This window comes from Sphingomonas hylomeconis (genome assembly GCF_025370105.1).
Taxonomy (GTDB): Bacteria; Pseudomonadota; Alphaproteobacteria; order Sphingomonadales; family Sphingomonadaceae; genus Sphingomonas; species Sphingomonas hylomeconis.
In genome coordinates this window covers 40,690-60,715 of the sequence record NZ_JANQBK010000008.1, presented here as the reverse complement: position 1 = coordinate 60,715, position 20,026 = coordinate 40,690, and the positions used below count along the sequence as shown (strand labels likewise).

The following is a 20,026-nucleotide window of genomic DNA, read 5'->3' as shown; positions in this document are numbered from 1 at the left end:
CTGATCAGGCGTCGATCGCCTCTTCGTCGAACCGGGCGGCATTTTCCTGGATGAACGCGAAGCGATGGGCGGGGTTGTTGCCCATCAGGCGATCGACCAAGTCTTTGACACCAGCGCGCTCTTCATATTCCTGCGGCAGCGTGATGCGCAACATCGAGCGCGTCTTGGGATCCATCGTCGTTTCGCGAAGCTGCATCGGGTTCATCTCGCCCAACCCCTTGAAGCGCGCGACATCGACCTTCTTGCCCTTGAACACGCCATTCTCGATCTTGGTGCGATGGGCGTCGTCCATCGCGTAGAGCGATTTGGTTCCGGCGGTCAGGCGATAGAGCGGCGGCTGCGCCAGATACAGATGCCCGCGGCGCACCAGATCGGGCATTTCCTGGAAGAAGAAGGTCATCAGCAAGGTCGCGATATGCGCGCCGTCGACATCGGCGTCGGTCATGATGACGATGCGTTCGTAGCGCAGATTGTCCGGCAGGCAGTCCTTGCGGGTGCCACAGCCGAGCGCCTGGATCAGATCGGCGATTTCCGAATTGGCGGCGATCTTCTGTAGCGTGGCGCTGGCGACGTTCAGGATCTTGCCGCGGATCGGCAGGATCGCCTGCGTCTTGCGATCGCGCGCCTGCTTGGCCGAGCCGCCGGCGCTGTCGCCCTCGACGATGAAGATCTCGGTGCCCTTGGGATCGTCCGACGAGCAATCGGTGAGCTTGCCCGGCAGCCGCAGCTTGCGCGCGCTGGTCGCGGTCTTGCGCTTGACCTCGCGCTCCGCCTTGCGGCGCAGCCGTTCGTCCATCCGCTCGAGGATATAGCCGAGCAGCGCCTTGCCGCGCTCCATATTGTGGCTCAGCCAGTGATCGAAATGATCGCGCATCGCCTTTTCGACCATCGCGGTCGCTTCCGGGCTGGTCAGGCGATCCTTGGTCTGGCTCTGGAACTGCGGTTCGCGGATGAACACGCTGAGCATCAGCTCGCTGCCGATCATCACGTCGTCGGCGGTGATGTCCTTGGCCTTCTTGTTGCCGACGAGATCGCCGAAGCCGCGCAGGCCGCGCACCAAGGCGGCGCGCAGGCCGGCTTCGTGCGTGCCGCCGTCGGGCGTCGGGATCGTGTTGCAATACCAGGAATAGGATCCGTCGCTCCATAGCGGCCAGGCCACCGCCCATTCGGCGCGGCCCTGATTCTCGCCGGGGAAATCCTGGCTGCCGGCGAAGAAGTCGGCGGTCGCGCATTCGCGGCCGGCGATCTGCTCGCGCAGGTGATCGGCGAGGCCGCCGGGAAACTGGAACATCGCCTCGGCCGGCGTGTCGTCGGTGATCAGCTCGGGCGCGCACTTCCAGCGGATCTCGACGCCGGCGAACAGATAGGCCTTGGAGCGGGCGAGCTTGTACAGCCGCGCCGGCTTGAACAGCAGCACCGGCCCGAAAATCTGCTCGTCGGGGACGAAGCTGACCAGCGTGCCGCGGCGATTGGGCGTCGGGCCGAGCGCCTCGAGCGGCCCGAGTGACAGGCCGCGCGAAAAGGACTGGCGGTAGATCGTCTTGTTGCGCGCGACCTCGATCACCGTGTCGGACGACAGCGCGTTGACCACCGAAATGCCCACGCCGTGCAGCCCGCCCGACGTGGCATAGGCCTTGCCGTCGAACTTGCCGCCGGAATGCAGCATGGTGAGGATCACCTCCAATGCCGACTTGCCGGGGAATTTGGGATGCGGATCGACCGGCATGCCGCGGCCGTTATCGACGATCGTCAGGCGGTTCCCGACCTCCAGCGTGATCTCGATCCGGTTGGCATGGCCCGCCACCGCCTCGTCCATCGCATTGTCGAGCACTTCGGCCGCGAGATGGTGCAGCGCACGTTCATCCGTGCCGCCTATGTACATGCCCGGGCGGCGCCGGACGGGTTCCAGTCCTTCCAGCACCTCGATCGAGGATGCATCGTAATCGCTAGTCGGGGTATTTTTGGAAGCGAACAGGTCATCGGCCATGGCCTGCTATAGGGCCGCGGGGCAGGCGCTGCCAAGCGGCCCCGGTGTTGCTGCGATGCAACAGGTTTTACTAATCTGGATTAGGGATGCGGCGAAAGCTGGCCTAGGGCGTTTCCCGCAGGCCTGACGCTGCTGAAAGGGACTGTAGTGCGTATCCAAATTTTCCCACCCGATCGATCGGGAACGATCGCGGCGTCGGGCGCCTGAGAGATTCGCAACGCTGCCCGCGGGCAGTGTTGGGATAGGGGGCATGGCCAGCAGGGCAGCGCGGGAACGCCGCTCGACCTGGCCAGCGTGGCAGGAATGCCACGTGATCAAATGTAATGTTCCAGCAATGTTTCCATTCGCGCTGGCGATCGTTCGAGCCGCGGGGATATCCTCGCCTAGGAGTTTTTAATGCGTAACAAGATGTTTTTCGTTCTCGCCGGTGGCGCAGCGGCGCTGGCCATGGCCGCACCGGCCTCGGCGCAGACCGACGACGCCCCCTTCGACGGCCCCTATGTCGGCGGTTCGCTCGGCTATGATTTCCAGCCCAAGGGCGGGAACGATTCGATCCAGTTCGATCGCAACCTCGATGGCACCTATGGTGACACGCTGACGCTCGCGGCTCCGCAGGCGAACGGCAACACCAATGCGTTCCAGCCGGGCTTCTGCCGTGGCCAGGCCAATGGCACCAGCGCTGCCAATGGCTGCCGCCAGAACAAGGACGGCACGGGCTATGCCGCACGCATCGGCTTCGACAAGCAGTTTGGCGCGATCGTCGTCGGCGCGGTCGGCGAATTCGGCAAGAGCGAGATCCGCGACAGCGTCACGGGCTTCAGCACCACGCCGGCGTCCTACACGTTCACGCGCGAAGTCGATTATGACGCCAGCGCGCGCCTGCGTCTCGGCTTCGCCGCGAACAAGACGCTGTTCTACGGCACCGGCGGCGTCGCCTATGCCAAGGTCGATCACTCGTTCGAGACCAGCAACACGGCCAATGCGTTCAGCAGCTCGGGCAAGAACGACGCCTGGGGTTATGTCGTCGGCGGCGGTGTCGAGCAGAAGGTCGGCAGCAACTTCTCGGTCGGTCTGGAATATCAGTACAAGACGCTGAAGGACGACGATTACACGGTTCGTGCCGGCAACACCGGCACCACGGCGGCCACCAATCCGTTCCTCCTGGGCAATGCACAGGGCACGGATCTGCAGCGCAGCGACGACCGGCTGAAGTCGCACAGCGTCCGCGCTGTGGCGGCCTTCCGCTTCTAAGAGTTAGGCGGAGCATCCCGGGCCGTTCGCGGTCCGGGGCGCTCTCAGCCGGGTTTGCACCCCGGCCGGCGCGGCCCCAGGGATATATGACTCGGACAGCAATCTAGTCATCCCGGACGACCCACGTTGCCATGCAAATAAAAACCCCGCTGCGGCCATCCGGCTGCAGCGGGGTTTTTTATTGCCCGTGGGGCCGCGCGCCTCAGCGGGCGCGGGCACCGCCGAACGGCAACGGCGGCGGCGGACGTCGGTCGCGGCGCGGCAGCTGCGCCTGATAGGCGTGGCCGCAATGCGCGACGCAATAAGGGAAGCCCGGGTTCACCTTGTCGCCGCAGAAATGGAAGTCCGGCTCGCCGGGATGGCCGAGCGGCCACTTGCACACCTTGTCGTTGAGATCGAGCAGGCTCGTCTTGTCGGCCATTTCGGGCGACGGCTTGGCCGGCACCAGGCGGCGCGGCGGGGCCGGCGTGATCGGCGCCTGCTGCTCGCCGGGGGCCTGGCGCAGGAAGCCGCCGGGGCCGACCGAGCGCATGATCGGGGCTGCCGGCGCGGCCGGCGCGGCGACGACCGGCGTGTCGCTCGCATCGTCGTCATCCTCGTCCTCGTCTACCTCAACCGTCGCGGCCGGCGCGGGCGTCGGCGCGGCGACGCGCTCGATCGGCTTGGGCACGGGCGCTGCGGCGACCACGGGGGCCGGTGCGGGCGCGGGCGCAGCCGCTGCCTTGGGGGCGACCGGCTCGGCCGCGGCGGTCGGCGCCGCGGCGGCGGGCTTGGCGGCGCCGGGTTCGTTCGGCTTGACCGGCGACGGGCGCGACTGCAGCCCCAGGCGGTGGGCCTTGCCGATCACCGCATTGCGGCTGACGCCGGTCAGCTCCTCGGCGATCTGGCTGGCGGTGCTGCCGCCTTCCCACATCTTGCGCAGCGTATCGATCCGCTCGTCGGTCCAGCTCATATCTATCCCATCTCTACTGCCGGGTTGCAGGCGGCGGCGCCACGCTTTAGCGCGGGCACCATGAGCAGCCAGCCCCCCATCGGCGACATTCCATCGTCGGTAATGAACGCCCCCGGCGTTCCAGTCATCCGGAACGTCAATTGGGGCGGTCTTCGCACCCTCTATATCAAGGAGGTGCGCCGTTTCTTCAAGGTGCAGCTGCAAACCATCTGGGCGCCGGCAATCCAGACGCTGCTGTACCTGATCGTCTTCACCGTCGCGATGGGCGGCCGGAGCGCGGTGCATGTCGGCGGCGAGACCGTCGCCTTCGCCGATTTTCTGGCGCCGGGGCTGATCGTGATGGGGATGCTGACCAACGCCTTTGCGAATGCCAGTTTCTCGCTTTTGGTGGGCAAGATCCAGGGCACGATCGTCGATTATCTGATGCCGCCGCTGTCCACCGCGGAACTGCTGACCGCATTGGTCGGCGGCGCGGTGACGCGCGCCTTCTGCGTCGGCTTCGCGGTATGGCTGGCGATGCTGGTCTGGCCCGGCGTGCACGTGCTGCCGCACAATCCGCTGGCGATCCTGTGGTTCGGCCTGCTCGGTTCGGTGTTCCTGGCGCTGCTCGGCGTGCTGACCTCGATCTGGGCGGAGAAGTTCGATCATGCCGCGGCGGTGAGCAATTTCGTCGTCGGCCCGCTGACGCTGCTGTCGGGCACCTTCTATTCGGTCGACCGCCTGTCGCCGACATTCCAGGCGATCAGCCATGCCAACCCGTTCTTCTATATCATCTCGGGCTTTCGCTACGGCTTTCTCGGCGTGGCCGATTCGCCGGTTTGGATCGGCAGCCTGGTGATCCTGGCGATCGACGTGGTGCTCGGCGTGATCTGCTACGCGCTGCTCAAGGGCGGCTGGCGGCTGAAGAACTGAGCTACTCCTCCCCGGTACGGGGAGGTGGCACGCGAAGCGTGACGGAGGGGGGGGGCCGGCAGCGCTACGGTTGCGCATGCGGAGAGCCCCCTCCACCACTCGGCTGAAGTCGCCGAGTGGTCCCCCTCCCCGTGCCGGGGAGGAGTAAAAATCAGTTTCGAAACGATACTCGCTCCGCTAGCCTCCCGCCGGGGGAGGGCGAGCGATGCGACTCATGGCGATCGGTGGGCTGCTGGTGCTGGCTGCGTGCGGCGCGACCACGCCCGCAGAGCCCCCCGCCGCCCCGCCGCAAGTCCGCGTCGCGCAGATCGGCGTCGACCAGCGCGCCGCCAGCGTCACCGGGGTCGGCACCGTCGCGCTCAGGCGTGAGGCGCAGCTCGGCTTCACCAGCCCCGGGCGTATCGCCAGCATTTCGGTGCGCGAAGGCGATACGGTGCGCCGGGGGCAATTGCTCGCCGCGCTCGACACCACCGCGGTCAGCGCGGATGTCGCGCGCATTGCCGCCGAACGCAGCCGCGCGGCGGCGGAATATGATCGCAGCGCCGGGTTGCTCGCCAAGGGCTGGGTGACCCAGCCGCGCGTCGAGAGCGCCAAGGCGGCGCTCGGCGCGGCGGACGCGCAGTTGAGCGCCGCCCGCTTCCAGGCATCCGCCGCGCGGATCGTGGCACCGGGGCCGGGCACCGTGCTGGCGCGGCTGGTCGAGCCGGGGCAGGTGATCGCGGCGGGCACGCCAGCCTTGATCGTCGGCGACCAATCGAGCGGGTACATCCTGCGCGTGCCGCTGTCGGACCGCGATGCCGCGCTGCTGACGCTCGGCGCGCCGGCGCGCGTCACGCTGGCGGCGCTCGACGATGCCGCGATCACCGGGCAGGTCGCGCAGATCGCCGGCCGCGCCGATCGCGCGACCGGCACGTTCGCGATCGAGATCGGCCTGCCGGCCGAGGCGCGGCTCCGCTCCGGCCAGATCGGCAGCGCGACGATCACCGCGCGGGGGGCGGCGGACAGCACGATCCGCGTGCCCGCCGCCGCCATCTTCGCCGCACGCGCCGGCGAGGCGTTCGTCTATGTCGTCGATCCCAGGACGCGCCGCACGGTGCTGCGCAAGGTGACGATCGCCGAGGCGGGGGATGACGGCATCCGCGTCACCGGCGGGCTGGCGCGTGGCGAATGGGTGGCGACGTCGCGCGTCGATCGCCTGAAGGCCGGAATCGTCGTCGCGCCGATAAAGCCCGCGCGGTGAACGTCACCGCCTTCGCCGTCCGCCGCTGGCAGGTGACGCTGGTCGCGTTTCTGCTGATCGCGATGCTCGGCGTGTCGGCCTTCCTGTCGATCCCCCGCTCGGTCGATCCGCATTTCCCGATTGCCGTCGTGGTGACCACCGTGATCCTGCCGGGTGCCGATGCCGCCGACATGGAGGAGACGGTCGCCAAGCCGCTCGAGGACGTGCTGCAGGGCCTGGATCATGTGCGCGAGATTCATTCGACCAGCACCGACGGCGCGGCGGTGGTGGTGGTCGATTTCGAACATGGCACCGATGCCGAACAGTCGCTCGACCGTGTGGTGCGCGAAGTGCAATCGGTGCGCGATCGCCTGCCGCAGGGCATCCAGCGCATCGCCTTCCGCCGCCCGCGCACCACCGAGGCGGGGGTGCTGCAACTGGCGCTGGTCAGCGACACGGCGAGCTGGCGGCGGATGCGCAAATATGCCGAGGATCTGCGCGACCGGCTGAACGTCGTGCCGGGCGTGCGGCAGAGCGCGATCGATGCGGCGGCGGCGCCGGAAGTGCGGGTGGCGATCGATGCCGGCAGGCTGGCCGAGGCACGGCTGCCGGCGGCCATGGTGGCCAATGCGATCGCGCAGGGCGGGGTGGATCTGCCGGCAGGATCGGTCAATGCCGCCGGGCGGCGCTACAATATCGCGGCCGGCGGCGCCTATCGCACGATCGACGCCGTACGCGACGTGGCGGTACGCGCGAATGACGGGCGGCTGGTGCGCGTGGGGGATATCGCCACGGTCGGCTGGGCGGAGGCGGAGCGGACGCATATCGCGCGCTTCAACGGGCATCGTGCCTTGTGGGTGACGATCCGGCAGAAGGACGAGGTCGATGCCGGCACGTTGCGCAACGATCTGGTCGCCGCGGTCGATGCGTTCAGGGCGGACCTGCCGCCGGACATGCGGCTGGACACCGCCTTCGACCAGAGCCGCGACATCCAGCAGAAGCTCGCGCAGCTGACGCGCGATTTCGTCATCGCGCTGGCGCTGGTCCTGATCACGATCCTGCCGCTCGGCTTTCGCCCGGCGATCATCGTCGCGATCTCGATCCCGCTCAGCCTGGCGATGGGGGTGTTCCTGCTCGCGCTGTTCGGCCATTCGCTTAACCAGATCAGCATTTCCGGATTCATCATCTCGCTCGGCCTGCTGGTCGACGATTCGATCGTCGTCACCGAGAATATCGAGCGCCACATCCGCGGTGGCGACACGCCGGTCGACGCGGCGATCAACGGCACGCGCGAGATCGGCGCGGCGGTGCTCGGCGCGACCGGCGTGCTGATCTTCGCCTTTCTGCCGCTGGTCTTCCTGCCCGAGGGCGCGGGCGATTTCGTGCGCGGGCTGCCGCTCGCCGTGATGGTGACGGTGGCGAGTTCGCTGTTCGTGTCGCTGACGATCATTCCGTTCGTCGCCAGCCGGCTGCTCAGGCCGCACGGCGCGGAGGGCAATGCGTTGCTGCGCGGGCTGATGGGCGGCATCCATCGCTTCTATGCGCCGCTGCTGCACGCCGCGCTGAACCGGCCGCGGACATGGTTCTGGGCAGCGATGGCGCTGTGCGTCGGCGCCTTCGCGCTGGTGCCGGTGCTCGGCTTCAGCCTGTTCCCGGCGGCCGAGACGCCCTATTTTCTGGTCCGCGTCGAGACGCCCGAAGGCAGCACGATCCCGGTGACCGACAAGGCGGTGCGCGATGTCGCGGCGATCCTGCGGCGCGAAGGCGCCGTCGTGAACCTGATGCAGAATGCCGGGCGCGGCAATCCGCAGATCTTCTACAACATCATGCCGCGCGACGAACGCGCGCGCTACGGCGACATCTTCGCGACGATGGCGAGCTGGGACGTGCGCGAGAGCCCCAAGGTGCTGGCACGGCTGCGCCGCGCGCTGGCCGATTTCCCCGATGCGCGCGTGACCGTGGTCAATTTCGAGAACGGCCCGCCGGTCGAGGCGCCGATCGCGATCCGCGTGCGCGGGCCGGATATCGCGGTGCTGAAGACATTGTCCGACAAGGTGGTGACGGCGATGCAGAGCGTGCCCGGCCTGCGCGATATCGACAGCCCGATCGCCTATGACCGGATCGATCTCGATCTCGGGCTGGACGAGGCCAAGGCCGGGCTGCTCGGCGTGGCGCCGGGCGAGGCGCGACGCGCGGTGCGGCTGGCGATCAGCGGCGAGCAGGTCAGCCGGCTGCGCGACAATGAGGGCGATACCTGGCCGGTGACGGTGCGCCTGCCGATGACGGGCGATCAGCCGGTCTCGGCGCTGGGCAACATCTATGTGCCGACACTGGCCGGTGGCAGCGTGCCGCTGCTGGAGATCGCGCAGCCGCGGCTGAAGAGCGTGGTGCCCCTGATCACCCGCTACAAATTGCAGCGCACGGTGACGATCATCGCCTACAATCAGCCGGGCACGCTCACCTCCAAGCTCAACCGGGAGGTGGAGCAACGCCTGAAGAGCATCACGCTCCCCGAAGGCTATATTTTCAGCATCGGCGGCGAGGCCGAGGCGGCGCAGCGCAACTTCGCCGGGCTGGGGCCGATCATCTTGCTCGCCTGTTTCGGCGTGTTCGGCGTGCTGGTGGTCGAGTTCGGGCGGTTCCGGGAGACGATCGTGGTGGCGGGCGTGATCCCGCTCGGCACGGTCGGCGGGCTGGTCGCGCTGCTGCTCACCGGCAATTCGCTGTCGTTCCTGGCGATCATCGGCTTCGTCGCGCTGATCGGGATCGAGATCAAGAATTCGATCCTGCTGGTCGATTTCACCGCGCAGCTGCGCGCACGCGGCATGGCGCTGCGCGAGGCGATCGAACATGCCGGCGAGATCCGCTTCCTGCCCGTCCTGCTGACCTCGGTGACGGCGATCGGCGGGCTGCTGCCCTTGGCGCTGGGCGGCTCGGCGCTCTATTCCCCGCTCGCCTGGGTGATCATCGGCGGGCTGGTGAGCTCGACCGTGCTCAGCCGCATCGTCACGCCGGTGATGTACCTGCTCGCCGTGCGCGGCGACGAGGCGAAAAGATTGGCGGCTGTTCCTGCGGCAGCATGAATTTTTCTTCTCCGCGTCTCCGCGTCTCCGCGTGGACGAGAAGGGTGGTTCACGCGGAGCCGCGGAGACGCGGAGAAGAAGGTTGTTGTGCTGCGCGCGGGTGGTGTTGCGCTCTTAGAGGAACGTGCCTAAAAACCTGCTCGGGCGGCCGTTTTGGCCGCCCTTCTCTTTTCGGGAGACTTGCTGTGCCGATCACCCCCCTGATGCCCGTGTACCCGCGTTGCGGCGTACGCCCGGTGCGCGGCGAGGGCGTGTATCTCTACGGCGAGCAGGGCGAGCAATATCTCGATTTCGCCGCCGGCATCGCGGTCAACGCGCTCGGCCACGGCCACCCGCATTTGGTCAAGGCGATCGCCGAGCAGGCCGCGACGCTGATGCATGTGTCGAACCTGTACGGCAGCCCCCAGGGCGAGGCGCTGGCGCAGCGCATCGTCGATCATTCGTTCGCCGATACGGTGTTCTTCACCAATTCGGGCGTCGAGGCGATCGAATGCGCGATCAAGACCGCGCGGCGCTATCATTATGTCGCCGGCAACCCCGAGCGGCACAAGCTGATCACGTTCAAGAACGCGTTCCACGGCCGCTCGATCGGCGCGATCTCCGCCACCGACCAGCCCAAGATGCGCGACGGCTTCGAGCCGCTGCTGCCGGGCTTCGATTATGTGAAGTTCAACGATCTGGAGGGCGCGCTGGCCGCGATCGACGATCAGACCGCCGGCTTCCTGGTCGAGACGATCCAGGGCGAGGGCGGGATGACCGCAGGCACGCCCGAATTCATCCAGGGCCTGCGCAAGGCATGCGACGAGCATGGCCTGCTGCTGATCCTCGACGAGATCCAGTGCGGCTATGGCCGCACCGGCAAGATGTGGGCGTACGAGCATTACGGCATCGAGCCCGATATCATGACGGTCGCCAAGGGCATCGGCGCGGGCTTCCCCCTGGGCGCGTGCCTCGCCACCGAGGAAGCGGCCAAGGGCATGGTGTTCGGCACGCACGGCTCGACCTATGGCGGCAACCCGCTCGCCATGGCGGCGGGGCAGGCGGTGCTCGATGTGATGCTCGAGCCCGATTTCCTGCCGCATGTCGAACAGATGGGCGATCGGCTGCGCGCGGCGTTCGAACAGCTCATCCCCAACCACGATCACCTGTTCGAGGAGATCCGCGGCAAGGGGCTGATGCTCGGCATCAAGATGAAGGAGCCGGCGGTGAGCCGCGATTTCGTCGCGCACCTGCGCGACAATCACGGGCTGCTGACGGTCGCGGCGGGCGAGAACGTGTTCCGCGTGCTGCCGCCGCTGGTGATCGACGAGAGCCATGTCGCCGACTGCATCGAGCGGCTGAGCGCCGGCGCGCGCTCGTTCGTGCCGCCAAGCGATGACTAATATCCTCCCCGGAACGGGGAGGGGGACCACGCAGTGGTGGAGGGGGTTCGCCGGGAGCGCAGCGCTTGGGGAGGCCCCCCTCCACCACGCGCTGAAGAAGCGCGTGGTCCCCCTCCCCGTGCCGGGGAGGATATAGAATGACCCGCCACTTCCTCGATCTCTCCGATGCCGGCCCGGACGGCATCGCCGCGATGCTGGCCGACGCGCTCGATCGCAAGGCCGCGCGCATCGGCTGGCCCAAGGGCAAGGCCGATCGTGACGCCCCGCTCGCCGGCCATGTGCTGGGCATGGTGTTCGAGAAGAATTCCACCCGCACGCGCGTGTCGTACGACATGGCGATGCGGCAATTGGGCGGATCGTCGATCGTGCTCGATGCCGGCACCACGCAGCTCGGCCGCGGTGAGTCGATCGCCGATACGGCGCGGGTCCTGTCGGGCTATTGCGACGCGATCATGATCCGCACCGACGATCACGCCAAGATCGAGGAAATGGCGCGCTATGCCAGCGTACCGGTGATCAACGGGCTCACCGATGCCTCGCATCCCAGCCAGATCATGGCCGATCTGCTGACGATCATCGAAAGCGGCAAGCCGCTGCCGGGCCTGAAGCTCGCCTGGGTCGGCGACGGCAACAACGTGCTCGCCTCGATCGTGGAAGCCGCGGCGCTGATGCAGTTCGACGTGGTCGCCGCCTGCCCGCAGGGCTTCATGCCCGCCGAGATCGATCTCGCCCGCGGCCAGGGGCGCGTGCGCGTCGTGGCGCAGGCGTCGGAAGCGGTGGCGGGGGCCGATGTGGTGGTCACCGACAGCTGGATCTCGATGGGGCAGGAGCATGCCGAGACCAAGCTCGCCGCGCTCGCACCCTATCAGGTCGACGAGGCGCTGATGGCCCAGGCCAAGCCCGACGCGGTGTTCCTGCACTGCCTGCCGGCGCATCGCGGCGAGGAAGTGACCGACGGCGTGATCGACGGGCCGCAGTCGCTGATATGGCCCGAGGCGGCCAACCGGCTGCACGCGCAGAAGTCGATCCTGCGCTGGTGCTTCGGACAGATCGGTTGAGTTAGCCGCCGCGCGTTCCTATCTGGACGGCGATGGACGATATCACGATGACCGACACCGACCGCGCGCTCGGATTCACCATTCCCGCGCGGCACGCCCGCGGCCGCGTCGTGCGCCTGGGCGCCACGCTCGACACGATCCTTGCCGCGCACGCCTATCCGCCGCCGATCGAGGCGCTGCTGGCGGAAGCGCTGACGCTCGCCGCGTTGCTCGGCTCGACGCTCAAGGATGCCGGCGGCCAGCTGACGCTGCAGGCGCAGACCGAGAGCGGCGTCGTGAAGCTGCTGGTGTGCGACTATAAGGCCGGCGAGCTGCGCGGTTACGTGCAATACGATGCCGAGCGGCTCGCCGCCGGGCCGGAGGATCCCAGCCTGTTCGCCTTGTTCGGCACCGGCTATCTCGCGATCACGTTCGACCAGGCGGCGACCAAGGAACGCTATCAGGGCATCGTGCCGCTCGACGGCGCGACGCTGGCCGACGCGGCGGAGAGCTATTTCATCCAGTCGGAGCAGATCCCGAGCCTGGTGCGGCTCGGCATCAAGCGCCGGGCGGACGGTCGCCATGTCGCCGGTGGCCTGTTCCTGCAGCATCTGCCCGAGGGCGAGGATGGCCGCGAGCGGCTGCACGTGCGGCTCGATCATCCCGAATGGGAGCATGTCGCGATCCTCGGCGGCACGATGGGCGCGGACGAGCTCGCCGATCCGGCACTGCCGCTCGAGACGCTCGTCTGGCGATTGTTCAACGAGGAAGAGGAAGTGCGGCTGCTGTCGCAGGTGCCGCTGGCGCGCGGCTGCCGCTGTTCGCCCGACTATATCGCCGGCGTGCTCGGCCAGTTCCCGCCCGAGGAGCAGGCCGACATGGCCGACGAGAACGGGCTGATCCATGTCGATTGCCAGTTCTGCTCGACCAAGTTTCCCGTGCCGGTCAGCGCAATCGTTTCGTAAGCGTCATTGTCTCGCGCACCGCGCGTCCCCAAATACGCAACCGGGCGATCGGCCGATCGCTTATGGGGTGCGGCGTGGCCAGGGGACGGGCGTGATGGTAGGTCGACGGGCGTGGATGGGGCTGCTGTTCCTGGCCGCCGCGGGCGGGGCCGCCGGCGCCGCGCAGGCGCCACGCCTGGCCGCACTGGAAGCGGTCCAGCCGGGGCAATGGCTGCTCAAGGAAAAGGACGGCGCGTCGCGCTCGCTCTGCGTCGCCGATCCAAGATCGCTGATGCAGATCGAGCATGGCGGCGCACAATGCTCGCGCTTCGTGGTGGTCAACGATCCGCGTTCGGCCACGGTCCATTATACCTGCCCCGGCGCGGGCCACGGCCGCAGCACGATCAACATCGAGGATCGCACGCAATTCCGCTTGCAGACGCAGGGGATTCTCGACGGCGCACCGTTCGATACCGAATTCGAGGGGCACCGCATCGGCCATTGCGGCACCGGCGGCGGGCCGCGTTAAGCGAAGTTTTACGAACCCTGAGCTATGATGCGTGCGTGACCTAATTCGTTCGGCCACAGCTTCTCCCTAGACGGGCTGTCATCAGCCACCCCTGGGCCGCTCACGGGCGGCCCGTTTTTCGTTGCGCTGGCTGAGCCATGAGCATAGCGGAGGCGCCATCATGACATCTGCCACCACTTATGCGGTCGTCCTCGTCTCGGGCGGCCTGGACTCGATGGTTTCCGCCGCGCGCGCGAAGGAAGACGGGCATCGCCTGCTCGCGTTGTCGATCGACTATAACCAGCGCCACCAGGTCGAGCTCGCCGCGGCGCGGCGCATCGCCTCGCTGCTCGGTGCCGAGCGCCATATCATCCTGCCGCTCGATCTCGCCGCGTTCGGCGGTTCGGCGCTGACCGCCGATATCGACGTGCCGAAGGACGGCGTCGGCGCGGAGGACGGGGGCGGCATTCCGGTCACCTATGTGCCGGCGCGCAACACGATCTTCCTCAGCCTGGCGCTCGGCTGGGCCGAGGCGATGGGTGCGCGCGACCTGTATATCGGCGTCAACGCGCTGGATTATTCGGGCTATCCCGATTGCCGGCCGGAATTCATCGCCGCGTTCGAGAACCTCGCCGAGCTCGCCACCAAGGCCGGCGTGGAGGGCGCGCCGTTCCGCATCCAGGCGCCGCTGCAGCACATGACCAAGGCCGATATCGTGCGCGAGGCGGCGCGGCTCGGGCTCGATGCCGGGCTCAGCTGGTCATGCTACGATCCGGCGCCGGGTGGGCTGCATTGCGGGCAGTGCGACAGCTGCCGGCTGCGCGCCAAGGGGTTCGAAGAAGCCGGTTTGCCCGACCCGACGGCCTACGCGGTCTAGCCATGGCCTATGCGGTCAAGGAGATGTTCCTCACGCTGCAGGGCGAGGGGGTTCATGCCGGGCGTCGTGCGGTGTTCGTGCGCTTTGCCGGGTGCAACCTGTGGAGCGGGCGCGAGCAGGATCGCGCCACCGCGGTGTGCCGCTTCTGCGACACCGATTTCGTCGGCACCGACGGGCTGGGCGGCGGCAAGTTTGCCGATGCGGCGGCGCTTGCCGGGGCGGCGGCGGCGTTCTGGGGCGAGGGGGCGGAGAGCCGCTTCGTCGTGCTTACCGGCGGCGAGCCGATGCTGCAGATCGACGATGCGCTGGTCGATGCGCTGCACGCTCAGGGGTTCGAGATCGCGATCGAGAGCAACGGCACGATCGCGGTGCATCCCGGGATCGACTGGGTGTGCATCAGCCCCAAGGCCGGCAGCCACGTCGTGCAGCGATCGGGCGACGAGCTGAAGCTGGTCTGGCCGCAGGCGGGCACCGATATCGCCGCGCTGGAAGGCTGGGATTTCGCCCATTTCCTGCTCCAGCCGATGGACGATGCCAACGCGCAGGCCAATCATGCCGCGGCGATAGATACGGTGATGGCGCGGCCGCGGTGGCGGCTGACGATCCAGACGCACAAGCTGCTCGGCCTGCGGTAACTCAATTTCTCCCCGTGCCGGGGAGGGGGACCGTTCGCGTTCTTTACGCGAATGGTGGAGCGGGCTCTCCACGAGCGGCACGTTGCCGGCCCGCCCCCTCCACCATTTGCTAAAGAAGCAAATGGTCCCCCTCCCCGTGCCGGGGAGGAGTAGAGCCTATTGCATCACCCACTGCACGTTGCTGCCGCACTTCTTCTCGTTCCACTCGTTCTTCTTCCAGCACATCGCGTCGAGCCGCGGCAGCAGCACGCGGCGATCGTCGAAGCCGATGCCACGCGGGAAACGCTGTTCGCCATACGGCACCAGCGCGTTGCGCATCTCGCGCAGCCGGCGCTTGGCGACGGTGTGCAGCGCGCCGCGCGGCGCGAAGATCGCGGCGCGGCCGATGTTCGACGCGGTCTGGCAGAAGCCGAGCTGCGCCGACGTGGTCGAATAGCTGCCATAGACGCGCGTGCCGAACTGATCGAGCGCGGTCTGCGCCGCCTTGGGCGCCTTGTTCTTGCGCTTGAAATAGTTGGTCAGCGTCGCATAGGTCGATTTCAGCTCGGCGGCGTGATCGAGCATCATAAGGTTATATTGCGGCACGGTCAGCAGGGTCGGCGCGAACTGGCATTGCAGCGCGGCGATGTTGAGCGCGGCGCGCAGGTTCCATACCAGCCCGGCGTCGAGCTCCGCCTCGGTCGCGTCGGGCATGTCGAGCCCGATGATCGCCTCGTCGCCGCGCACCGGCGCGCCGCTGAAATCGTACGATTTCATGAAGAACTGCGCCGAGGCCGGCAGCGGCGCCAGCGCCGACACCGCGAGCGTCGCGGCAAAGATGGTACGCAACACAGTCATCGAAACCTCACCTGAATACACTTAACGCGTGGTTACGGCGTTTTGCGCCGCGGCCCAACCCTTTTCCTGCCGAACAGCCCTTTTCCCGGCCGGAATCGAAAAGGCCGCCCGGTTTCCCGGACGGCCCCGTCGATAAATCAAGCCGTGAGGCTGGATTACATCGTGGTGTTGGTCGTCGTGGTGTTCGACATCATCGTGGTGTCGTTGGTCATCATGGTGTCCGGCGCCATGCCGTTGCCCATGTCATTGCCCATTGCGCCATCGACCGAGGTCATGTTGTCGGACATCGTGTCCATGCCTTCCGTGGCGTTCAGATCGGTAACCATCGTGTTCTCGGTGGTCGTCTCGGTCTTCGGGCCGCAGGCCGAAACCATCAGCGCCGCGCCGGCGATCATCGAACCAGTGAGGACCTTGGAGATGAGTGCACGCATTTGAAAAGCTCCCTAGAAAATGGATTGGTAACGCCTGTTGGCCATAATACCCAAACCGGACCGGACGTTAGTCTGATTACCGAAACGCCTCAAGCACAGTTTTCTGCGCCGCAAGAAAGTGTTTCGAGAAACGCATTGCGGTGCAACGCAAGGGCGGCGTCGAAAGTTGCAAGCCCGGCCGCCTTGCCCAGCGCCTGCGCGCTCGTCACGCCGTAGTCGGCGATGCCGCACGGCACGATTCCGCCGAAATGGGCCAGGTCCGGCGCAAGATTGACGGAGAAGCCGTGCAGCGTGACCCAGCGCTTCACGCGCACCCCGATCGCGCCGATCTTGGCTTCGCGCCCCTTGTCCATCGTCCAGATGCCGATCCGGCCGGGCGCGCGGAACGCGGCGATATCGAGCTCGCCCAGCGCCGCGATCACCCAGCCTTCCAGCGCATGGACGAAGCGCCGCACGTCGCGCCCGCGCTTCGTCAGGTCGAGCACGACATAGCCGATGCGTTGTCCCGGGCCGTGATAGGTATAGCGCCCGCCGCGCCCGGCATCGACCACCGGGAAGCGCGGGTCGATCAGTTCGGCGATATCGGCCGAGGTGCCGGCGGTATAGACCGGCGGGTGTTCGAGCAGCCAGACCAGCTCGCGCGCCGTGCCCGCGACGACCGCGGCGGCGCGCGCCTCCATCTCGGCCAGCGCCGCGGCATAGTCGACCGGCGCGCCGGCCACGCGCCATTCGATATCGTCGAATTGATCCGTCACCACAGGGCAATTGCGCCAGACGCGCGCGTCGCGCAAGCAGTGGCAAGCGCGGGCGCGTTGCGCTAACGAAGCGCGCGGGGCGCGGATGCGGCTTGGGAGCGGGGATCGATGATGGTCAATATGGGCGATGTGTGGGATCGGGCGACCGGGTTCATCAGCGATAACCTGTCCGTCGTGCTGCCCATCGCCTTGTTCGCGATCTTCCTGCCCAGTTCGCTGTCGGCGAGCATCGCGCCGATCGCCAAACAGTCGCCGACCGCCAATACCGTGGTCGGCATCGTCGGGCTGGTGCTGACGCTGATCACCTTGTGGGGGCAGCTCGCGATCATCGCGCTGGCGACGGAGCCGCGCGCCGGGCGCCAGCCCGCGGTCGCCGCCGCCAACGCCCGGATCCTGCCGCTGATCGGCTTGGCGCTGATCACGCTGATCGGCTTCTTCGCGCTGATCCTGCCATTCCCGATCGTGCTCGGGCTGGCCGGTTACGACCTGCAGGCGGCGATGAACGGCGAACAGGTGCCGCTGCCCGATGGCACGGGCGGGTTCGTCGCGCTCTATGCATTGTTCCTGCTGCCGCTGCTGATCTTCCTCGGCGCGCGCCTCGCGCTGCTGACGCCGGTGGTGGTGCGCGAGCGGCGCGGGCTGGGGGCGTTCAAGCGCTCGTTCGTGCTGACCCGCGGGATCGCCTGGAAGGTGATCGGCGTGATGATCCTCTATTGCATCGTGTTCGGCGTCGCGCTGCTCGCCGCGCGAACGGTGTTCGGATCGATCCTCGAGCTGGTCGCCGGCGGTGAAGGCACGATCTCGGTCGCCACCGTGCTCACCTCGGTGCTGGTCAGCGCGGTGCAGACCGCGTTCATCGCGCTCAGCGCGGCGTTCCTGGCAAAACTCTATCTCGCGGTGCGCGATGCGCGCGAGGCGATCGTCGAATCGAGATGACATTTCCGCTATGAAATTTGATGTACGAGGTGTGCTGACCGACGCCTGGGCGATGTGGCGGGCGGATCGTGATCTGCTGTTGCGGGTCACCGGCTTTTTCTTCTTCCTGCCGCAATACGCCATGCTGCTGCTGATGCCGGCAATGCCGCCGCTGGTCGTCACCCCGGAGATGAGCGAGGCGGATCAGCGCGCGCTGGCGGCCAGGATCACCGAATGGGTGATGGCCTATGGCGGCTGGTATGTCGCCGGGCTGCTGCTGGTGCAGGCCGGGTCGCTGATCGTGCTGATGCTGTACCTGCAGCGCGACCGGCCCGATCTCGGCAGCGCGATCGCGCGCGGCGCGCGGCTGTACCCGCGCTATCTGCTGGCGATGATCGTGGTCGGCCTGCCGCTCGGGCTCGGCGTGATGACGCTCGTGCTGCTGCTGCCCGGCCTCTACCTGCTCGGCCGGTTGATCGCGGTCGGCCCGGCGCTGGCCGCAGCGCAGCCGCTCGGCGTGGCGCAGAGCCTGGCGCGCAGCTGGGCGATGACGCGCGGCCACGGCTTCGTGCTCGCCGGGCTGGTGTCGCTGTCGATCGTCGGCGGGGCGCTGGCCGCCGCGCCGTTCGCGATGATCGCCGGCGCGCTCGAGGCCAACGCGCCCAATGTCGTGGCGATTGCGCTGGCCGATGCCGGCGCCGCGGCGGCGGCGGCGGCGGCATTGCTCGCCACCGTCCTGCTGCAGATCGCCGCCTATCGCCGGCTGGCGGCGAGCAAGGGGATCTGAGGCGCGGCATCGGCCGGCAGCGCGCCGGTCAGCCGCGGATCGGCGAACGTCTCGATCGTGCGCGCGATCGCGGTGAAGCCCGAATGGCGATAGAAGCCCAGCGCCGAAGGGTGATCGAGCGTGCAGGTATGCACCCAGACCCGCTGGACATCCCGGCGCCAGGCCAGCGCCAGCGCATTGGCCATCAGCCAGCGGCCATGGCCCTGCCCGGCGAGTTCCGGAATCAGCCCGACATAGGAAAGCTCGCACGCGCCGGCGACGCGATAGTCGAGCTCGAGCATGCCGATCTCGATCCCGCGCGCGTCGATCGCGGCGTGGATCGCGATGCCGGGATCGTGGATGATCTCGGTCAGCCGCGCCTCGTCCATCACCAGCCGCGAGAACCATAGCCACGGCGCGCCGATGCGGCGGAACAGCGCGCGATATTTGTCCGGCGTCGGCGCATCCCAGCGCACCAGCCGGAACGCGGAATCGGGCAGCGGCCGGGCCGGGGGGCGCTTGGTCATCTCCAGCGTGGTGACGATCGTCGCCACCGCGCTGTCCGGCACCGGCGTCAATCCCATGTGGCGACCGGCGGCAGGCTCATCAGGATCGCATCGATATTGCCGCCGGTCTTCAGCCCGAACAGCGTGCCGCGATCATAGACCAGGTTGAATTCGGCATAGCGCCCGCGCCAGGCGTGCATCCGGGCGATGTCGGTGGCGTCAAACGGATCGTTCATGCGCCGCCGCACGATCCGCGGATAGGCATCCAGGAAGGCGCGGCCGACATCCTGCACGAACGCGAAATTCTCCGCGAAATCGCCCTCCAGATGATCGAAGAAGATGCCGCCGACGCCGCGATGCACCTGGCGGTGCGGGATGAAGAAATAATCCTCGGCCCATTGCTTGAAGCGCGGATAATCGCCGACCGGATGCGCCGCGCACGCGGCCTCCAGCGTGGCGTGGAAATCCTCGGTATCCGCCTCTACCGGCAGCGGCGGGTTGAGATCCGCGCCGCCGCCGAACCAGCGTTTGGTGGTGGCCAGGAAGCGGCAGTTCATGTGCACCGCCGGCACGTGCGGATTGGCCATGTGCGCGACCAGGCTGATGCCGGTGGCGAAGAAGGCGGGATCGTCGCCGGCGCCGTTGATCGTCTTGGCGAACTCGCCCTCCAGCGTGCCGCCCACGGTCGAGACGTTGACCCCGACCTTCTCGAACACGCGGCCCTTCATCACGCCGCGCGTGCCGCCGCCGCCGGGCCCGCCCGACGGATCGACGCGGTCCCAGGGCGAGTATTCGAACACGGCGTCCGAGCCGGCCTCGCGCTCGATCGCGGTGAATTCGGCGCAGATCTGGTCGCGGAGCGATTCGAACCAGGTGCGGGCGGTGGTCTGTTCGGCGTCGAGGATCATGGCAGCGTCATATCGTTTCATGCCGGGTGTGGAACCATAATTCCTCCCCGGCACGGGGAGGGGGACCACGAAGTGGTGGAGGGGGCGGGCCGGCAACGCAGCGCGTGGGGAGAGCCCCCTC

General features: G+C 67.6%; 19 protein-coding genes. 12 read left to right on the top strand and 7 right to left on the bottom strand.

Annotated features, from left to right (window positions below; genetic code table 11):
• Positions 1-4 precede the first annotated feature (4 nt).
• Positions 5-1,987: a DNA topoisomerase IV subunit B gene (gene parE, locus NV401_RS11165; protein WP_261294504.1), complete on the bottom strand. Its 1,983-nt coding sequence runs from the start codon at positions 1,985-1,987 to the stop codon at positions 5-7.
• 396 nt (positions 1,988-2,383) lie between these two features.
• On the opposite strand from parE, the gene NV401_RS11160 reads away from it, so the two are divergent.
• Positions 2,384-3,238, top strand: coding sequence for an outer membrane protein (locus NV401_RS11160; protein WP_261294503.1), 855 nt, complete (start codon positions 2,384-2,386; stop codon positions 3,236-3,238).
• 202 nt (positions 3,239-3,440) lie between these two features.
• Here the strand turns inward: NV401_RS11160 and NV401_RS11155 are convergent, their stop codons facing one another.
• A complete protein-coding gene (locus NV401_RS11155) occupies positions 3,441-4,190 on the bottom strand; it encodes a GcrA family cell cycle regulator (RefSeq protein WP_261294502.1) in 750 nt (249 codons plus the stop codon).
• Between the two features lie 60 nt (positions 4,191-4,250).
• Between NV401_RS11155 and NV401_RS11150 the strand changes: the two genes are divergently transcribed.
• The 9 genes from NV401_RS11150 to queE all read left to right on the top strand — a co-directional run bounded on the left by NV401_RS11150 (position 4,251) and on the right by queE (position 14,787).
• Entirely contained in the window at positions 4,251-5,102 is an 852-nt protein-coding gene (locus NV401_RS11150; RefSeq protein WP_261294501.1) for an ABC transporter permease, read from the top strand.
• Positions 5,103-5,307: 205 nt separating this feature from the next.
• Positions 5,308-6,342, top strand: a complete 1,035-nt coding sequence (locus tag NV401_RS11145; RefSeq protein WP_261294500.1) for an efflux RND transporter periplasmic adaptor subunit — start codon at positions 5,308-5,310, stop codon at positions 6,340-6,342.
• Positions 6,339-9,404, top strand: coding sequence for an efflux RND transporter permease subunit (locus NV401_RS11140; RefSeq protein ID WP_261294499.1), 3,066 nt, complete (start codon positions 6,339-6,341; stop codon positions 9,402-9,404). The genes NV401_RS11145 and NV401_RS11140 overlap by 4 nt, the downstream gene beginning before the upstream one ends.
• 203 nt (positions 9,405-9,607) lie before the next feature.
• On the top strand, positions 9,608-10,786 hold the full coding sequence (locus NV401_RS11135) for an aspartate aminotransferase family protein (RefSeq protein WP_380817378.1): 1,179 nt from the start codon (positions 9,608-9,610) through the stop codon (positions 10,784-10,786).
• Between the two features lie 137 nt (positions 10,787-10,923).
• Entirely contained in the window at positions 10,924-11,844 is a 921-nt protein-coding gene (gene argF, locus NV401_RS11130) for an ornithine carbamoyltransferase (RefSeq protein WP_261294497.1), read from the top strand.
• Positions 11,845-11,876: 32 nt separating this feature from the next.
• Complete coding sequence (hslO, locus tag NV401_RS11125; protein ID WP_261294496.1) at positions 11,877-12,788, top strand: Hsp33 family molecular chaperone HslO; 912 nt, start codon at positions 11,877-11,879, stop codon at positions 12,786-12,788.
• A gap of 94 nt (positions 12,789-12,882) precedes the next feature.
• Positions 12,883-13,296: a DUF3617 domain-containing protein gene (locus NV401_RS11120; protein ID WP_261294648.1), complete on the top strand. Its 414-nt coding sequence runs from the start codon at positions 12,883-12,885 to the stop codon at positions 13,294-13,296.
• A 160-nt stretch (positions 13,297-13,456) separates the two neighbouring features.
• Entirely contained in the window at positions 13,457-14,152 is a 696-nt protein-coding gene (gene queC, locus NV401_RS11115; protein WP_261294495.1) for a 7-cyano-7-deazaguanine synthase QueC, read from the top strand.
• A gap of 2 nt (positions 14,153-14,154) precedes the next feature.
• Complete coding sequence (gene queE, locus NV401_RS11110) at positions 14,155-14,787, top strand: 7-carboxy-7-deazaguanine synthase (protein WP_261294494.1); 633 nt, start codon at positions 14,155-14,157, stop codon at positions 14,785-14,787.
• A gap of 156 nt (positions 14,788-14,943) precedes the next feature.
• Here queE and NV401_RS11105 read toward each other — a convergent pair whose 3' ends face one another.
• The 3 genes from NV401_RS11105 to lipB all read right to left on the bottom strand — a co-directional run bounded on the left by NV401_RS11105 (position 14,944) and on the right by lipB (position 16,810).
• On the bottom strand, positions 14,944-15,624 hold the full coding sequence (locus NV401_RS11105; protein WP_261294493.1) for a hypothetical protein: 681 nt from the start codon (positions 15,622-15,624) through the stop codon (positions 14,944-14,946).
• Between the two features lie 155 nt (positions 15,625-15,779).
• Complete coding sequence (locus tag NV401_RS11100) at positions 15,780-16,055, bottom strand: hypothetical protein (RefSeq protein WP_261294492.1); 276 nt, start codon at positions 16,053-16,055, stop codon at positions 15,780-15,782.
• An 89-nt stretch (positions 16,056-16,144) separates the two neighbouring features.
• Positions 16,145-16,810 carry a lipoyl(octanoyl) transferase LipB gene (lipB, locus tag NV401_RS11095; RefSeq protein ID WP_261294491.1) on the bottom strand — a complete coding sequence of 222 codons (666 nt, stop codon included), beginning with the start codon at positions 16,808-16,810 and terminating at the stop codon, positions 16,145-16,147.
• 108 nt (positions 16,811-16,918) lie between these two features.
• On the opposite strand from lipB, the gene NV401_RS11090 reads away from it, so the two are divergent.
• Complete coding sequence (locus NV401_RS11090; RefSeq protein ID WP_261294490.1) at positions 16,919-17,746, top strand: hypothetical protein; 828 nt, start codon at positions 16,919-16,921, stop codon at positions 17,744-17,746.
• Positions 17,747-17,756: 10 nt separating this feature from the next.
• The gene (locus NV401_RS11085; RefSeq protein ID WP_261294489.1) at positions 17,757-18,512 is read left to right on the top strand and encodes a hypothetical protein; all 756 of its coding nucleotides are present in this window, start codon (positions 17,757-17,759) and stop codon (positions 18,510-18,512) included.
• On the opposite strand, the gene NV401_RS11080 is transcribed toward NV401_RS11085, so the two are convergent.
• Together NV401_RS11080 and hemF are read right to left on the bottom strand one after the other, a co-directional pair.
• Positions 18,479-19,075: a GNAT family N-acetyltransferase gene (locus NV401_RS11080; protein WP_261294488.1), complete on the bottom strand. Its 597-nt coding sequence runs from the start codon at positions 19,073-19,075 to the stop codon at positions 18,479-18,481. The genes NV401_RS11085 and NV401_RS11080 overlap by 34 nt on opposite strands.
• Complete coding sequence (gene hemF / locus NV401_RS11075; RefSeq protein ID WP_261294487.1) at positions 19,066-19,905, bottom strand: oxygen-dependent coproporphyrinogen oxidase; 840 nt, start codon at positions 19,903-19,905, stop codon at positions 19,066-19,068. Before hemF ends, NV401_RS11080 begins: the two co-directional genes overlap by 10 nt.
• Between the last annotated feature and the right edge of the window lie 121 nt (positions 19,906-20,026).

What these genes read in the sequence shown, in the direction of transcription:
- parE (WP_261294504.1), bottom strand. Translation starts at nt 1,987, where the DNA reads ATGGCCGATGACCTGTTCGCTTCCAAAAATACCCCGACTAGCGATTAC.
- NV401_RS11160 (WP_261294503.1), top strand. Translation starts at nt 2,384, where the DNA reads ATGCGTAACAAGATGTTTTTCGTTCTCGCCGGTGGCGCAGCGGCGCTG.
- NV401_RS11155 (WP_261294502.1), bottom strand. Translation starts at nt 4,190, where the DNA reads ATGAGCTGGACCGACGAGCGGATCGATACGCTGCGCAAGATGTGGGAA.
- NV401_RS11150 (WP_261294501.1), top strand. Translation starts at nt 4,251, where the DNA reads ATGAGCAGCCAGCCCCCCATCGGCGACATTCCATCGTCGGTAATGAAC.
- NV401_RS11145 (WP_261294500.1), top strand. Translation starts at nt 5,308, where the DNA reads ATGCGACTCATGGCGATCGGTGGGCTGCTGGTGCTGGCTGCGTGCGGC.
- NV401_RS11135 (WP_380817378.1), top strand. Translation starts at nt 9,608, where the DNA reads ATGCCCGTGTACCCGCGTTGCGGCGTACGCCCGGTGCGCGGCGAGGGC.
- argF (WP_261294497.1), top strand. Translation starts at nt 10,924, where the DNA reads ATGACCCGCCACTTCCTCGATCTCTCCGATGCCGGCCCGGACGGCATC.
- hslO (WP_261294496.1), top strand. Translation starts at nt 11,877, where the DNA reads ATGGACGATATCACGATGACCGACACCGACCGCGCGCTCGGATTCACC.
- NV401_RS11120 (WP_261294648.1), top strand. Translation starts at nt 12,883, where the DNA reads ATGGTAGGTCGACGGGCGTGGATGGGGCTGCTGTTCCTGGCCGCCGCG.
- queC (WP_261294495.1), top strand. Translation starts at nt 13,457, where the DNA reads ATGACATCTGCCACCACTTATGCGGTCGTCCTCGTCTCGGGCGGCCTG.
- queE (WP_261294494.1), top strand. Translation starts at nt 14,155, where the DNA reads ATGGCCTATGCGGTCAAGGAGATGTTCCTCACGCTGCAGGGCGAGGGG.
- NV401_RS11105 (WP_261294493.1), bottom strand. Translation starts at nt 15,624, where the DNA reads ATGACTGTGTTGCGTACCATCTTTGCCGCGACGCTCGCGGTGTCGGCG.
- NV401_RS11100 (WP_261294492.1), bottom strand. Translation starts at nt 16,055, where the DNA reads ATGCGTGCACTCATCTCCAAGGTCCTCACTGGTTCGATGATCGCCGGC.
- NV401_RS11090 (WP_261294490.1), top strand. Translation starts at nt 16,919, where the DNA reads ATGATGGTCAATATGGGCGATGTGTGGGATCGGGCGACCGGGTTCATC.
- NV401_RS11085 (WP_261294489.1), top strand. Translation starts at nt 17,757, where the DNA reads ATGAAATTTGATGTACGAGGTGTGCTGACCGACGCCTGGGCGATGTGG.
- NV401_RS11080 (WP_261294488.1), bottom strand. Translation starts at nt 19,075, where the DNA reads ATGGGATTGACGCCGGTGCCGGACAGCGCGGTGGCGACGATCGTCACC.
- hemF (WP_261294487.1), bottom strand. Translation starts at nt 19,905, where the DNA reads ATGATCCTCGACGCCGAACAGACCACCGCCCGCACCTGGTTCGAATCG.